Origin of the sequence: Stieleria neptunia, assembly GCF_007754155.1 — a bacterium.
Lineage (GTDB): Bacteria > Planctomycetota > Planctomycetia > Pirellulales > Pirellulaceae > Stieleria > Stieleria neptunia.
On record NZ_CP037423.1, the window covers coordinates 4,311,840 to 4,326,059 of the forward strand.

The following is a 14,220-nucleotide window of genomic DNA, read 5'->3' on the forward strand; positions in this document are numbered from 1 at the left end:
GCGACCCGGATCGTGTGGCGGACAAACTCCACCCGCTCGCTGTGGCCTGAATCAAATTCGGGGGCGTGATTCAGTTTGATGAGACCTTCTCCTTGAGTTTGTTGATGTCGCCTTCGACCGACTGGCGTTGGTGGAGCAGATCGTCGAGCGTTGCCCGTTCCTTTTCAACGACTTCCGCCGGGGCGCGTGAAACAAAGTTCTCATTGGACAACTTGGATTCCTTGCCGGTGATCTGTTTGAGCAATTGGCCGAGCAATTTTTCCAGACGCGTCAGTTCCGCTTCGACGTCGATGAATTTTTCCAAGTCGACGTGCACTTCGACGTCGATGGCGGGAATCGCCAGCGGGGCATCGGTTTCAAACGCTTCGGCTGCGGGGCCGATCTGCAACACGTCGGCACCGGCCAACGCCCCAAAGTACGGTTTCATCGGCTCGAGCAGCTGGCGGCTCGATTCGCTGCAGCGGATCGAGGCGGGGACCGTTTCGCGCGGCGGAATGTTGCTGCTGGCGCGGATCTGGCGAATCGCGCTGACGATGTCTTGGAACTCGGCGAATTGCCGCTCGATCGTTTCGTCGAAATGGTCGCGGTTGGCTTGGGGCCAGTCTGCTTTCATGGCAAATTCAGGCACCTTCACCGGCGTCAGACCACGCTCGGGAGCCAATTCACCCAGGAAGCCCCAAATCGATTCAGTCACGAACGGCATGATCGGATGCAGCAATCGCAACAGCGTGTCGAGCCCATGCGCGATCACGTTTTGGGTCACGGCGCGTTGAGACGGATCGGCGAGGCGTGGTTTTGCGATTTCAACATAGAAACTACAAAACTCGTGCCAGGCAAAGTCGTACAGGATTCGCGACACATCGGCGAATTTGAATTGATCGATTCCCTCGGTGACCTGTTCGGTGACCGTTGCCAGGCGGCTGAGCAGCCAGCGGTCTTCCACGGGCAGCGAGGCGACGTCGATTGTTTCTGGCGTGTAGCCTTCCAGGTTCATCAACACGAACCGGGCGGCATTCCACAGCTTGTTGACAAAGTTGCGGCTGGTCTCGAACTTTTCACTGACGACGGACGCTTTGGGGTGCGCCAAGTCGGCTTCGGATTCGGCCCACTGCGTCGCGAAGGTCTTCTTGCACTCGGGGCACTGGACCGTCGTCGCCACGCGGTTCTTTTTGGTTTGATCGATCAGCTTCTCGCAATGCGGGCACTCGTACTGCACGGGCATGCGAACGTCTTGCGTTTCGGTTGCCAGACGCGCCAACCCGAACCGCAGCGAGTCGGGACCAAATTTTTCGATCACATCGATCGGGTCCACGCCGTTGCCTTTACTCTTGCTCATCCGTTCGCCGTGTCCGTCCAAAATCGTTGGATGGATAAAGACTTCGTCGAACGGAATTTCGTTCAAATTGTTCAAGCCCATCAGCACCATGCGGGCGACCCACAAGGTGATGATGTCGCGCGACGTGCAGAGTGTGGACGTGGGGTAAAAGTATTCCAGTTCCTTGGTCTGTTGCGGCCAACCGAGTGTGCTGTGGGGCCACAGTGCGGAGGAGAACCAGGTATCCAGCACGTCGGGATCACGCTGCAGTCCGAGCGCTTCGACTTTTGATTCCAGCGGTGACTCCTCGTCGCGCAGGCAGACGAACACACTGTAGGAGGTCGACGAATCGTCTTCCTCGTCGGCCTGGATTTTCGTCGCGATCAACTCCTCGCCGCCCAACGCTGCGGCCTGCTCGGCGACTTTGCCGGCCTCTGCCTGGGTCGCAAAGGACGCCGACCAGATCGGAATCCGGTGTCCCCACCAAAGTTGACGGCTGACCGGCCAGTCGCGTTTTTCGCCGAGCCAATCGAGATAGCCTTTGCGGTAACGCGTCGGATAGATACGGACCCGCTCGTCGCTGACGGCGTCCATCGCCGACTGGGCCAGGTGGTCCATTTTGACGAACCATTGGTCGGCCAAATACGGCTCAATCGCCGTCTTGCTGCGGTCCGACAGCGGCATTTCGATGTCGCGATCCTCGATGTCGCCCAACAGTCCGGCTTCGTCCAAATCCGCGACGACCTGTTTGCGGGCTGCGGCGATCGTCAATCCTTCATAGGCAGGGACCAGCCCGTTGAGCGTGCCGTCGGGGTTCAGGATGTTTAGCATCGGCAGCGACTGGCGTTTGCCGACTTCATAGTCGTTCGGGTCGTGGGCCGGCGTGATTTTGACGCAGCCGGATCCCAATTCCGGTTTGGCCCAGACATCGGCGACCAGCGGGATCTTGCGCTCGGCCAGCGGCAGCATCAAGCACCGGCCGTCGGCGGCCATGTCGCGCAGTCGTTCCAGCTTGGGCAGCATCGTCTGGCGGCGCTCGACCAGGGCGTCGAGTTGGTGTTGCACGTCCGGCTTTTCTTTGGCGGTCGCAGCGGCGAGTTTTTCCCGAAGCTCCGCTTCTAATTTGTCGAACGTCTGGGCCGGGTCGGGGTGCACCGCGACGGCGGTATCGCCGAGCATGGTTTCCGGGCGGGTCGTCGCAATCACCACGTGATCCGGTTCACCGGGTTTGGGATCGATCACCGGGTAGCGGAAGTGGTAGAAGTGCCCTTTCTTGGTCACGTTTTCCACTTCGTCATTGCTGACGGCGGTTTGCAGGAACGTGTCCCAGTTGACCAGACGTTTGCCGCGGTAGATCAGATCCTTGTGGAACAAATCAAAAAACGTGGCGCGGACCGCGGCGCCGCACATCGGGTCCAGCGTGAACCGCAAGCGACGCCAATCGCAGCTGCATCCCATGCGTTTGAGTTGACCCAGAATCCGTTTTTCGTATTGGTCTTTCCAATCCCAGATTCGTTTGACCAACGCGTCGCGTCCGATGTCATGGCGTGACAGGTTTTCCTGTTCTTTCAACCGCCGCTCGACGACCGCTTGGGTGGCGATGCCGGCATGGTCGGTGCCCGGCATCCAGAGCGTTTCGTACCCTTGCATCCGTTTGGTTCGGATCAGGATGTCTTGCAGGGTGTTGTTGAGCCCGTGTCCGAGGTGAAGCGCGCCGGTCACGTTGGGCGGCGGGATCACGATGGTGTAGGGTTTCTTGTCGGGATTGATTTCGGCGTGATTGCAACCTGCTTCATCCCATTTGGCACTGATTTCGCCTGCGGCGGTGCTGTGATCAAATCGGTTCGGAATCATGTCTATGCTTATGTTGCCGGTGTAACGTTTTCTTTGTGCAATTTGTATTCGACGGAATCGATCAACGCCTGAAAACTCGCTTCGATGATGTTGTCGCTGACTCCGATCGTTCCCCAGGATTCGTGGTGATCGGCACTTTCGATGTTGACGCGGGTGCTGGCCGCGGTCCCGGCGCCGTTATCGACCACACGGACTTTGTAATCGACCAGCCGCATGTCACGTAGTTGGGGATAAGACGGCAACAGGGTTTCGCGGAGGGCGGTGTCGAGCGCGTTGACCGGGCCGTGGCCTTCGGCGGCGTTGAAACAGTCCTGATCGCCGACGCGGATTTTCAGAATCGCTTCGGCGTAGACGTCTTTTTCGTCGGCCGAGGTTTCGCCCGCGACGACTCGATATTTGATCGGGCTGAAGTGCGGCGTGAACGTTCCGAGCACGCGTTTGATCAGCAAATCGAACGAGCCGCCGGCGTTTTCGAATTGGAACCCTTGGTTTTCCAGCCGAACGACTTCGGCCAGGATCTTGTCTTGGATTTCGCGGTCGTCTTCGATGCTGTGCTTGTTGGCCACGGCAACGATATTGCTGCGGCCGGACAGTTCGCTGACCAGGATCCGCCGTTCGTTGCCGACCAGTGCGGGATCGATGTGTTCGTAGGTCGATGCGGCCTTGTTGATCGCGTGGACGTGCATGCCGCCCTTGTGTGCGAAGGCGCTTTGTCCGACAAAGGGTTGCCCGCCGCGCCACTGCAAATTGGCGGTCTCGTAGACGAACCGGCTCAGCTCGGTCAGCGGTTGCAGGCTGCGGCCGCCCAACACGGAGTAACCTTTTTTCTTCAGCGCCAGGTTGGCCATCACGGAGATCAAATCGGCGTTCCCGCAGCGTTCTCCGATGCCGTTGATCGTGCCTTGCACCTGGGTCGCGCCGACATCGACGGCGGCCAGCGAATTGGCCACGGCAAGCTCGCTGTCGTTGTGGCAATGGATTCCAAACGTCACGCCCGGGTAGTCGCGTAGCGAGTCGATCGCGGCGCCGGTGATCTCGGCGATTTGCTCCGGCAGCGAACCGCCGTTGGTGTCACACAGCGACATCACGGTGGCGCCGCCGCTGGCGGCCGCCCGCAGCGTCTGGAGGGCATAGTCGGGGTTGGCGCGATAACCGTCAAAGAAGTGTTCGGCGTCGTAGATCACCGCGGAGTGTCCGGCCAAGAACTGGACGCTTTCGCCGATCATCGCAAGGTTTTCTTCCAGCGACACGCGGAGGACTTCCGTGGCGTGGTAGTCCCAGGTTTTTCCGACCACGGTGATCACCGGGGTGCGGGCCGCGACGAGCGCTTTCATGCCGGGGTCGTCGGCGGCGTCGACCCCGCGGCGACGGGTCATGCCGAACGCACAGACCTGGGTGTCGCCCAAGTCATGTTCTTGGATTTCCTGGAAAAACGCGACGTCTTTTTCGTTGCTCAGCGGATAGCCGCCCTCGATAAAATCGACGCCCGTTTCGGCCAATCGCAGCGCGATCTGAAGTTTATCGTTGAGCGAAAAACTGACGCCTTCGCCCTGGGATCCGTCCCGCAGCGTGGTGTCGTAAATGTGGATCGGTTTTGAAGTCATGGCTCGCTATTCATTACGAAAAAACCCCCGGAGCTGGAAAGCCACGGGGGTCAAAGTTTCTTCCAAAGGCTGTGCTTGAACGGCTCGCTCGGCGGGCACAACGTGCCGGCGACGAAGCCGATCGGTCCCCCGCGTCATCGCTGGCAAACGGTGCCAGGGACGCGGCAAATAATGACAGGTTGAATCAGCACAGTGATCGTCGTGGATTAAATGATCGTTGCGGGGAAACGGAATCGAGGTCGTAAATTCACCCAAGAATCGAGAGAATACGGCGTTATCGATGATCCGTCAATCGCGGGGGCGTCCGGGCGGGTTGCATCTCGGCACGTGGCGTCAGCCCGTGGCGCGTGTGAGGATCAAAATCGCACCACGCGCCGCTCGCTGACGCTTCCCGCTGGGGTGCCGCTCGCTGACCGGGCTGTCGATTGAGTGAGCCGCGACGCGTCCGCGGCCGGGCATTTCGGCGCCTGCCCGAGGCCTTACGGCCAGCGGCTCACCATTGACTCCGCAGATCCCGATTCATTCGACAAGCTGTGATGCGTCCCGCCGGCGTGCCGCGGTCACGGTGAGGCCGCCGAGCGTCGTCCACGCTGCCGCCCGGACTGGACCACCGTCCAGAGGTAGCTGAGCGAAAACACGATGCAAATCGCCACCATCAGCGAGACAATTTGGGTCGAATGCAGGTTCACCACACCCTGCTTGCGCCAGATGGAAAAAAAGTGAGCCAGTTGGCCGAAGCCGATCAGGCAGCCGAAGGCACCGAGGGTCGCCGCGGTCGCCAACGCTTGACGGCGACGGTGTGGATTGAGTGCAACGACGCCGAAAAACAGGATCGGAATTCCCAGCATCATCGGAATAAACAGCATCGGAGCCTTGTTCAGCGAACCGAACAGGGCGATCGCGGTGTCGATGCACAACAAAATACCGGAAACAATGCCAAATCGAGCCATCAATCGCTTTCGAAAAAGGGGGTCCCATCGCCGCCTGAGCAAGTTCAATCCTAGCTCTCTTTTCTCGGCAATGTCAGCCCTCTGCCCACCGCAGGGGTGATGCTCAATGACGCATCCCGCCGGGGTGGCGCGACTTTCGCAACTCGTGACGAGGCTCCGCCTCGTCACGCGATTCACTTGAGGCTCCGCCTCGCGATCGACCGCCGTGCCAGTGGAGGCGGAGCCTCCAGGACACTGCGTTCCCAGGCGGAGCCCGGGAACGAGGGGGATGCGCCGGTCGCTGACGCGTCCCGCTGGGGTTTTGGCTCGGGCCCGGCTAGTCCCTTGCCGGGGCGTCTTCGCGCTTGGTTTCCAGCACGTCGGTGGGCGATTGCTCGGCGTTCGTCATCGTCTCGGCGGTTTCTCGGTGCCCACGGGCTAAGTCCGTGTCACCGACCTTGTCGTAGCAATCGGCTAGCATTTGATGTGCCCGAAGCTCCAAATCGGGCGCGGGCAATGCCCGTTCGAGATCGCTGATCGCTTCGCGGAACCGCCCCATGCGAAACAGGATTTGTCCGCGTGTCTCGTAGAAATGCGGCGTCGGGGAGGGGACGTTGTCGATCGCCGCATTGGCGACCTGGAGCGCTTTTTCGTAGTCGGGTTCCTGCTTCATCGCCAGCGCGACGGCCAGGTTATTCAGGATCGCAGCGCTTCGCGGCATCTGTTCGGCCGCCTTCTCCAGGTGCAACTCCGCCATCGCTAAATCCTCATTCATCAGAGCGGTGGTGCCTTTGATGAAGTGGGCAATGCCGGCCGGCGATCCCGAGATCAACGCTTCTCGAACGGTTGAAATCTGTTCGTCATCTTCGCTCAAACTGGCCAGCACATGGTCGGCCACCATGGTCACGACGCGCGGATTGTTGGGGGCGATTTTGACCGCGGCGTCAAGCATCGTGAGCACCCGCAACCGTTCCTGAACGGTGTTGGTCGGTGATTTTTCGATGTAGGTCACATAAGCGACGATCGCGTCCCCGAGGGCTTGGGTCAGCATCCGTCGCTCTTCTTGTGTTTTGGCGACATCGATGCTCCGTTTCAGCGTTCGGATCGCATCGGAATGGCGTTCCAGAAAGATCTGGTTGCGGGCGATGCTCATCGCAATTTGGGAATTGGTCGGATCGTCCTTGTGCATTTCTTCGACCCGTTCCAACGCCGCGGACGCATACTGCTCGGCGGCCTCCGATTCATTCAGGTGACGCGCCAACGACGCCGCCTGCAGACCACGCATCGGTTCGACTTCGGCCAGTTCCAACACGACGGGAATCGCGGAGCTGAGGCGTTGTTCAAAGATCAGATACTCGGCGTACATTCGTTTCGCACCGAGATTTTTGTCTTCTCGCTCGGTGATCAACTGCAAGACCCGGCCGACTTCGTCCAGTTCTTCGGAGGAAAAGTCGGTCAGCTTCTTTCCGATGATCTCGTTTTCCAGCAACCACTTGGCGGCCGGTAGATGGCGACGCGTCATCAGTTGACGCATCAACGCTTTGGCTTCTTCTTCAAACGACTGGGCTTCGCGGACGAGCGCGAAACGGTGGATCAGTTCGACGTTTTTCGGATCGGCTTCCAGTTGCCGCCGGATCACGATCTCTGCGGTGGGGAAATCTTCGCGTTCCAAGGAAACTTGTAACTGGCGGTCCAGCAACCGGTTTCTCCATCCCGCGCCGCCGCTAAAGGCGATAAACGCCGTCGTGAACAGGACCATCGACAAGATCACCGCCGGGATCGCTTTGGGCGCGTCGCGCCAGGGAATTCCCAGGAACCAACAGCGGATGAACTCACCCATCCAGCGAAACCAGGTCAGTGGGTTGAATGCATGCATCTTAATTCAACTCCTTTGCCGTCATGGCCCGATCTGATTTTGCCACCGCCGACGCAGGCGCCGGGCCGTCGACTCGCAAGGCTTGGGCGGGCAGCGTGCGGCCGGCGTTCTCCAAGATCGCGTCCGCGATGCGGGCGCGGGCGGCGATGAATTCCTCCTGCAGTTCCTGCAACTTGCGCGGATTGATCTTGGTGGCCGAGGTGATCCACATCTGCAACATGATGACTTCGTTTTGATCCCAGACACCGGTTGAATCGATCCGATTCCAAACGCGGTGCGTGAACGCGGACAAGCTGTCCGGTGCGTCGACCAACGTCCCGTCGCTACCGATGCCGGCAAAAACCAGGTAGCCGTGCTGCGTCGGGCCGCGTTTGAATCGGGCCAGCACGTAGGTGGACGTCAGGGCGTCCGGGTTGTTTGCAACGACTTCGATCGATTCGAATTGGTCGGGCGCCTGGATGTCGCGATCCAACAGGGTCCAATCCAGTCGCTCGTAGCAGTTGCACAGTTCGTGCCAGCCTTGGTGGGGTTGGCTCAGCACGAACTGGACCGTGACGTCATCCCACTGGCATTCCCAGATGTCCGAGTTGGCTCCCAAACGTGGGTCCTCGTAACCCCGATTGGCCTTGTGCCCGACGACGGTCAGGACGTTCAGCGAATCGTTGATCAGATCCGGTGCCGGGTCGAACACCAGTGCTTTGTCGCTCTGGACCAGGTTAGCCGGTTTGCGAGAGCGAATGACTTGGGTCAACGATGCCAGGCAAATCAGGCCGGCCAATGCGGCGAAACCGATCTGTGCGATGCGGTTGTCGACCAAACCCTGTGCCCAGCGGAACGCCCCGCTGCGTCGGTCTCGGTCCAGCAGATCCATCACGTTTCGCTGCGTGCCGCGGCCGCCGGATGCTTGCTCGTCCGATTCCAGCGACAGGTAGTTCCAGCCGGCAACCAACGGGTTGAACTCCGATTCCTCCGGGACACGATGCAGCAGCGTGGCGATCAAATAGTCGAACGAAAGTAGGAACCCGAAAGCGATCGCCAAGGCGAAATAGCCGAGCAATTGGTGGGGCCAACCCTCGGCTAAATCGAACTGATAGGAATTGGCGACCAAGGCGACGACCGTGACCCGAATGACATTGGCAAAAATGGCCAACAAGCATGCGATCGCCAAGTAAAGCGGGGCCATCCAGATCCGTCGTCGTCGCCACGCGATCATCAGAAAGGCAAGAAAGCTGAGCGTGAACACGGATTGAATTCCGCTGCAGGCTTCGGCGACAAACAGCTCGCGATCGGCAAGCTGAATCACATTGTTGGTCACCGCGTGTGGGATCGCCAGCGTGTCCAGCAACACGCTTGACATCCACGTCGTGACGTTCTGCAACCAGAGCACCAACAGGGCGTCGGCGCGAACCAATTGAACGATCGTCAGCAACGGCAGCACGACGACCAATAATGTTTCATCGTCCGGACCACGCATCGCGTACAACATCGCTGCGCAAAGGATCGCCAACGCGACCGCCGCAAACCATGGAAACTGGACCACCGTTCCGAAGACAATCAGCAGCAACGCCAGTCCGACCGCCGCCCAGCTGAACCAGCCGCGCGGGGGATAGAAATGGCCGTCAAAGCGGATGTAGGCCAGCCAAGCGACCGCGGCGATCGCGAACGGAAAATAGCGATAGGTCGGATTGCCCCACATGCCGATGAAGTACGGCACCAACAACGGGGTCGCCGCGAGAAACAAACCCAACCAAAACCAACGCCAGTTGGGATGGGGTTGGGGATCGGCGGTGGTCGCGGGCTGAGACGGTTCGGCCTGGTCGAGCATGGACGTGTACAGACCTGTCGAATCGGTGGTCGACATTTGCAAATCAGTCTACTGGAGAGTGGTCAAGTCGCTGTGGTGAAACGATGGGGCAACGCGTGTCAGCCATCGAATTTCGGCTTGTTCGGTGAACCGTCCGACGGGGCATCCGGGCGGTCGTGTGATTCCGATTCGTCGTGACCGCTCGGCGGGTCGGCCAGCAAGGTGCCGGCGGAGAACGGACGCGACTGGCTGGACGCGATTCCCCTGGAGACCGCGTTTCCATTTTTCACAGCCGCCGTGCCGTTACCGGCCGTGCCGTTACCGGACGGGACGCTGCCGGACGGGACACTGCCGGAGGATCCGTTACCGGAGGGGACTGCCGCCGAAGCGGGCCGGGAAAGACGAACGGTGTTTTGCGACGTGACGGCGACACTGGTGCCGGAAGTTTGGCCGTTGCGTCGAGAGTAACCGCCGTAGCGCCCGTACTTGTAATAACCGTACCCGCGGTACCCGTCGCTCGCTCCGGCTTCGTCGGAATTGTTGATCACGACGCCCAGCACGTTCGCCCCGACACCGTTGAGGATGTTGAGTGCCTCGCGGGCATTGGGCTTGCTCTTGCGGCGGATCCGCAGGGTCAAGATCAACGCGTCGGACATGCTGGCGGTGATGCTCGGGTCGGTGACGACCAACAGCGGGGGCGTGTCCAGGATGATGTAATCGTATTGTTCCCGGAGATATTCGAGCAGCTCGTTCATCACCGGCAACGAAAGCGCCTCGGCCGGGTTGGTCGGGATCGGGCCACAGGGCATGATCGACAGCTTGGGCAGCGGTGTCGCATGGGCGGCGTCCAGTGGCTCGCATTCGCCGTTGAGGACGTTGGTCAGTCCCAGTTTGTCATCGCAATCGAAGTTGTCGGTCAGCTGGGGGCGACGCAAATCACAATCGATTGCCAACACCCGCTTACCGCTTTGGGCGATCGAGCAGGCCAGGTTGCAGGCGATCGTGCTCTTGCCGTCGCCCGGCAGTGGGCTGGTGATTTGGATCACCTTGCCGCCCTCGATGTTGTTGGTGTCAAAGAACACGGTCGTTCGCAGCGAACGGATCGCCTCGGCGGCCGATGAGGACGGTTGGTGGACCACCGTCAAGTCGGTCGAGAGTGATTTATAAGGATCGATTTCGCCTTTCTTGGTCTTCCGCCGTTTGCCGCGGAAGAAGGGGATGTGCGTCAAGATCGCGACGCCCAGCATCGAACAGATTTCTTCGGGATCGCGGAACGTGTTGGCGTTCTTTTCCAGCAGCAGCGCGAGCCCGCCGCCGAGCAGCAGACCGACCAGCGTGCCGAGCCCGCCCAGTTTCAAAATGCTGGGGCCGACCAGATACGCCTTGGTGGGTTTCATCAACTCCACCACCTGCGTCACGCTGTCGTTGTCGGACAGTTGCGTCTTGCCCAAGTTCTCTTTGAGCTGTTGCATCAGTTGGCGATACTGCTCCATCTCGCGAACCATGGATTCGTTACGGAGTTCCTCGCTGGAAACCTTTGCCGCGAGCACTTTTTCCGATGCGATCTGTTCATCCAGTTCGTCGATGAACCCCTTCAGCATCTCGACCTTGGCTTCGTGCGAGTAGATCACGGCTTGGACGGTTTGTTTGGCCCGTTCGATCGGGTCGCCCAGGTCTTCGAACCATTCCCGTCGCAGTTTCGTGATCCGGTCGGCTTGCTCACGCACCAGCCGCAGCAGCTCTTCACGCGTGGTTTCCAATTCTTGGTCGAGAGCCTTGACGGTGGGGTGGGAGGGGCCGAATTGGGAAACGTTTTGATTTTTGGCGACGATCAGCGGCAGCAGTTTTTTCTCCAGGTCGATTTCCGCCAACAAGCTGTCGCCGACGATCGGGTCGGGTTCTCGGGAGTCGGCAATGCTGTTGACTTTGACCCCCAACAACTGGCTCATCACACTCAACGCGATCCGCGGGTCTTCAGTCTGTGCGGCGACGGTTTTCATCCGTTTGAGCACCTCTTCTTCGCGACGAAGTTCCTCGAATTGGGCAGAGCGTCGCTTCGTCAGCAGTTGTTGTTGCTCGCGGTGCGGGTTTTGCGCCCGACCGTCGGGATCCCAGGTCAGCGGCGCGTCGCGGCGAAACTCGGCGTAGCGATCTTCTAATTCGCCCAACTTGGGTCCCAGCGTCGTCATCGCCATGCTGATCAACCGCTCCAGATCGGCCTGGGCGGTCTTGTGTCGTTGGTTGTAGTATTCCTGCAGCGCTTTGCTGTAGGCCTTGATCGCCGCTTCGCAGTGTTCGGTATTGTTGCTGTCGAAGTGCATCAACGTGATCAGCGATTGAGCGGATTTGACGTCCGTGACTTCGGGCTCGAGTTCCAGTTGTTTCTGGACCTCGACGACGAATTGATCGATGCTGTTGCCGTAGAACTCGCGGTGCGGTGCCATGTCGGGATCGTTGAACGCCATCGTGGCGACCGTGTCGCTGAACAACTGGGCCTGCAACACTTCGATATCCGGGACGCCGCCGAGGACTTCACCGGTCATGGCGTCAAAGATCGGCGGCCGATTCGATTCGACCATCAGCCGCGTGCTGCTGCGAAACGTCTCTTCGGTTCGCAGGTAGACCAGAAACCCGATCACGCCGAACACGATGGCCGGCAAAATCACGGCCCAACGGTAACGCCACAGGGCCCCGAGGACGTCCAGGGGCTGCGTCGCCCCAGTCGTCGCGATCTGGCGGCTGCGGCGGTTGGATGGTGAAGTCGAAGTTTGTTCTGCAATCATCGTGGGGAGTGAATCTGTTTCGGCAGAGCGTGGGGGAGTACCGACACCGAGGCGTGCCGGCCGGGCGCGAGCAGTCTGGTCGCGGTGAAGCTTATAAACAAGGATCCGTGGAACGAATCTGTCGTGATGGGGGGAAACCGACAGCGTCCGGGAGCATGCTGTCGGCCCGCCGGCGACAACGTCGGCAGGCCGTTTTCGATCGAATTCCTTTCCAAAACGCGTTTTCCCGAAGGCCGGTCGATGGAGTCACCGCTCAACACCTACCGGGAATCCGTGCCGATGTAGTTTAACCCTCATCCGATGACGTCCATAGCGCTTTCGCAAATCGTGCCCCGCAAAAACCCTTCCCGGTCGGCAGAATCGACGTCACCGGCAAAATGTTGGCGGTTTCCGGACACTTGCGCGATCGCGGTAAACACTTGAGTCTGACTTGATGAAATACTGATGGTTCCTTGAATTCCGAATGCTCGGCACCATTTTTGCCTCACACTTGGTTGCGATGGCCACCTCGGAATCGGGCCTGGCGGCCGGCACGACGGCGCCGCAATTTTGATACACCTGCCTCACAAAAAGTTTTCTTCATGATCGCTCCCATCACGCTTCCCGATGCCGCTTTGCCACTCGCCGGAAGGACCTGTCTGGTCACCGGAGGGGCGGGTTTTATCGGATCGCACCTGGTCGATGCCCTGCTCAGTCACAAGGCGACGGTCCGTGTGCTGGACAATTTCAGCACCGGTTATGAGTCCAACTTGTCGCATCTGGCCGATCACCCCGGCGTGGAAGTCATTCGCGGCGACGCGGCGGACCCGGCGGTGACCGAGAAAGCGGTGGCCGGCTGTGACGCCGTCTTCCACCATGCCGCGATGGCCAGCGTGCCCCGCAGCATGCGCGAGCCGGCGCTCTGCCACGCCTGGTGTGCGACCAGCACCATCAATCTGTTGGCCGCGGCCGAGGCCGCCGGGGTGCGGCGGATGGTGTTGGCCAGCACCAGCGCCGCCTACGGTGATTCCCCCTATGTCAGCAAACGCGAAGAAGATCCGCCGGCGCCGCTGTCGCCCTATGCCGCCGCGAAGCTGGCCGCCGAAGCCTACATGCAGTCGTTTTCGCGAACGTCCAAGCTGGAAACCGTGATCCTGCGTTATTTCAACGTCTTCGGCCCCCGGCAGGACCCACAGAGCGAATACAGCGCCGTGATCCCACGCTTCGTTTCGATGATTTTGTCTGGGAAACGACCGGTGATTTACGGCGACGGGTCCCAGTCACGTGACTTTGTGTTCGTCCGTGACGTCGCCAAGGCGAACCTGTTGGCCGCGACGATTCCCGCGATCAACGGCGGCATCTTCAATATCGGCCAAGGCCAACGCACCACGCTGTTGGAACTGCTGACGACGCTCCGCGAGATCCTCGGCCAAGACATCGAACCGATTCATGATCCGCCCCGGTTGGGCGATGTGAAGGATTCGCTGGCCGATATCACCCAAGCCCGAACGCGGCTGCAATTCGAACCCGACGTCGAGATGAAAAGCGGATTGGAGCAAAGCGTCGATTACTATCGATCGATCTGCTGATCACATCGGTCCGGTCATTTCCCAAACCACACCACGGGTCGTGGCCGGGTCGATGAACCCGGCCTTGCGGCCACGCGGGGCGTCGTGCGGCGTCTCGGATTTTGCCCGCATCCCACGCGACGGCAATCCGGCGAGCGATTCGCAGACGTCGTTGGTTTGGAAACACAAATGGTGCAACCCCTCGCCGTGTTCGGCCAGATGCGCCTGCAACGGATGGTCCTCGGTCAACGGCTCGACCAGCTGCAAGTGCACGTTGCCCATGTCCAAATGTGTCAGACGCACATTGCCGCTGGGGATCTCTTCGCTTAGCACGACGGGCAACCCCAGCGTGTCGCGATAAAACCCGAGCGCCTCCTCGGTGTCTCGTACCACGATGGCGATATGATCGAGTTGTTTGAAAAGCGGTGTATCCGGCATTCGAAGTCTCTTTTGTGGTGGTTTGATCCGCCGATCGCGTCAGATTGAGCTGTTCGATCGACCATTCTCA

8 protein-coding genes are annotated in these 14,220 nt (G+C 59.9%); 1 reads left to right on the top strand and 7 read right to left on the bottom strand.

Features of this window, described 5'->3' with window-relative positions:
- Nucleotides 1–70: 70 nt before the first annotated feature.
- The 6 genes from Enr13x_RS14980 to Enr13x_RS15005 form a co-directional block, all read right to left on the bottom strand.
- The gene (locus Enr13x_RS14980; RefSeq protein ID WP_145387339.1) at nucleotides 71–3,169 is read right to left on the bottom strand and encodes a valine--tRNA ligase; all 3,099 of its coding nucleotides are present in this window, start codon (nucleotides 3,167–3,169) and stop codon (nucleotides 71–73) included.
- Nucleotides 3,170–3,177: 8 nt separating this feature from the next.
- Complete coding sequence (gene cimA / locus Enr13x_RS14985; RefSeq protein ID WP_145387342.1) at nucleotides 3,178–4,773, bottom strand: citramalate synthase; 1,596 nt, start codon at nucleotides 4,771–4,773, stop codon at nucleotides 3,178–3,180.
- Between the two features lie 560 nt (nucleotides 4,774–5,333).
- Nucleotides 5,334–5,723 carry a hypothetical protein gene (locus Enr13x_RS14990; RefSeq protein WP_145387345.1) on the bottom strand — a complete coding sequence of 130 codons (390 nt, stop codon included), beginning with the start codon at nucleotides 5,721–5,723 and terminating at the stop codon, nucleotides 5,334–5,336.
- A gap of 316 nt (nucleotides 5,724–6,039) precedes the next feature.
- Nucleotides 6,040–7,578, bottom strand: coding sequence for a tetratricopeptide repeat protein (locus Enr13x_RS14995; RefSeq protein ID WP_145387347.1), 1,539 nt, complete (start codon nucleotides 7,576–7,578; stop codon nucleotides 6,040–6,042).
- Between the two features lies 1 nt (nucleotide 7,579).
- Complete coding sequence (xrtU, locus tag Enr13x_RS15000) at nucleotides 7,580–9,439, bottom strand: exosortase U (protein WP_145387350.1); 1,860 nt, start codon at nucleotides 9,437–9,439, stop codon at nucleotides 7,580–7,582.
- A 62-nt stretch (nucleotides 9,440–9,501) separates the two neighbouring features.
- Nucleotides 9,502–12,165 (bottom strand): polysaccharide biosynthesis tyrosine autokinase, encoded by a 2,664-nt coding sequence (locus Enr13x_RS15005; protein ID WP_145387353.1) that lies wholly within the window; start codon nucleotides 12,163–12,165, stop codon nucleotides 9,502–9,504.
- Nucleotides 12,166–12,746: 581 nt separating this feature from the next.
- On the opposite strand from Enr13x_RS15005, the gene Enr13x_RS15010 reads away from it, so the two are divergent.
- Nucleotides 12,747–13,733, top strand: coding sequence for an NAD-dependent epimerase/dehydratase family protein (locus Enr13x_RS15010; protein WP_145387356.1), 987 nt, complete (start codon nucleotides 12,747–12,749; stop codon nucleotides 13,731–13,733).
- On the opposite strand, the gene Enr13x_RS15015 is transcribed toward Enr13x_RS15010, so the two are convergent.
- On the bottom strand, nucleotides 13,734–14,150 hold the full coding sequence (locus Enr13x_RS15015) for a VOC family protein (RefSeq protein WP_145387359.1): 417 nt from the start codon (nucleotides 14,148–14,150) through the stop codon (nucleotides 13,734–13,736).
- Nucleotides 14,151–14,220: the final 70 nt, after the last annotated feature.

Coding starts and splice junctions, on each gene's coding strand:
- Enr13x_RS14980 (WP_145387339.1), bottom strand. CDS start 3,169: ATGATTCCGAACCGATTTGATCACAGCACCGCCGCAGGCGAAATCAGT.
- cimA (WP_145387342.1), bottom strand. CDS start 4,773: ATGACTTCAAAACCGATCCACATTTACGACACCACGCTGCGGGACGGA.
- Enr13x_RS14990 (WP_145387345.1), bottom strand. CDS start 5,723: ATGGCTCGATTTGGCATTGTTTCCGGTATTTTGTTGTGCATCGACACC.
- Enr13x_RS14995 (WP_145387347.1), bottom strand. CDS start 7,578: ATGCATGCATTCAACCCACTGACCTGGTTTCGCTGGATGGGTGAGTTC.
- xrtU (WP_145387350.1), bottom strand. CDS start 9,439: ATGTCGACCACCGATTCGACAGGTCTGTACACGTCCATGCTCGACCAG.
- Enr13x_RS15005 (WP_145387353.1), bottom strand. CDS start 12,165: ATGATTGCAGAACAAACTTCGACTTCACCATCCAACCGCCGCAGCCGC.
- Enr13x_RS15010 (WP_145387356.1), top strand. CDS start 12,747: ATGATCGCTCCCATCACGCTTCCCGATGCCGCTTTGCCACTCGCCGGA.
- Enr13x_RS15015 (WP_145387359.1), bottom strand. CDS start 14,150: ATGCCGGATACACCGCTTTTCAAACAACTCGATCATATCGCCATCGTG.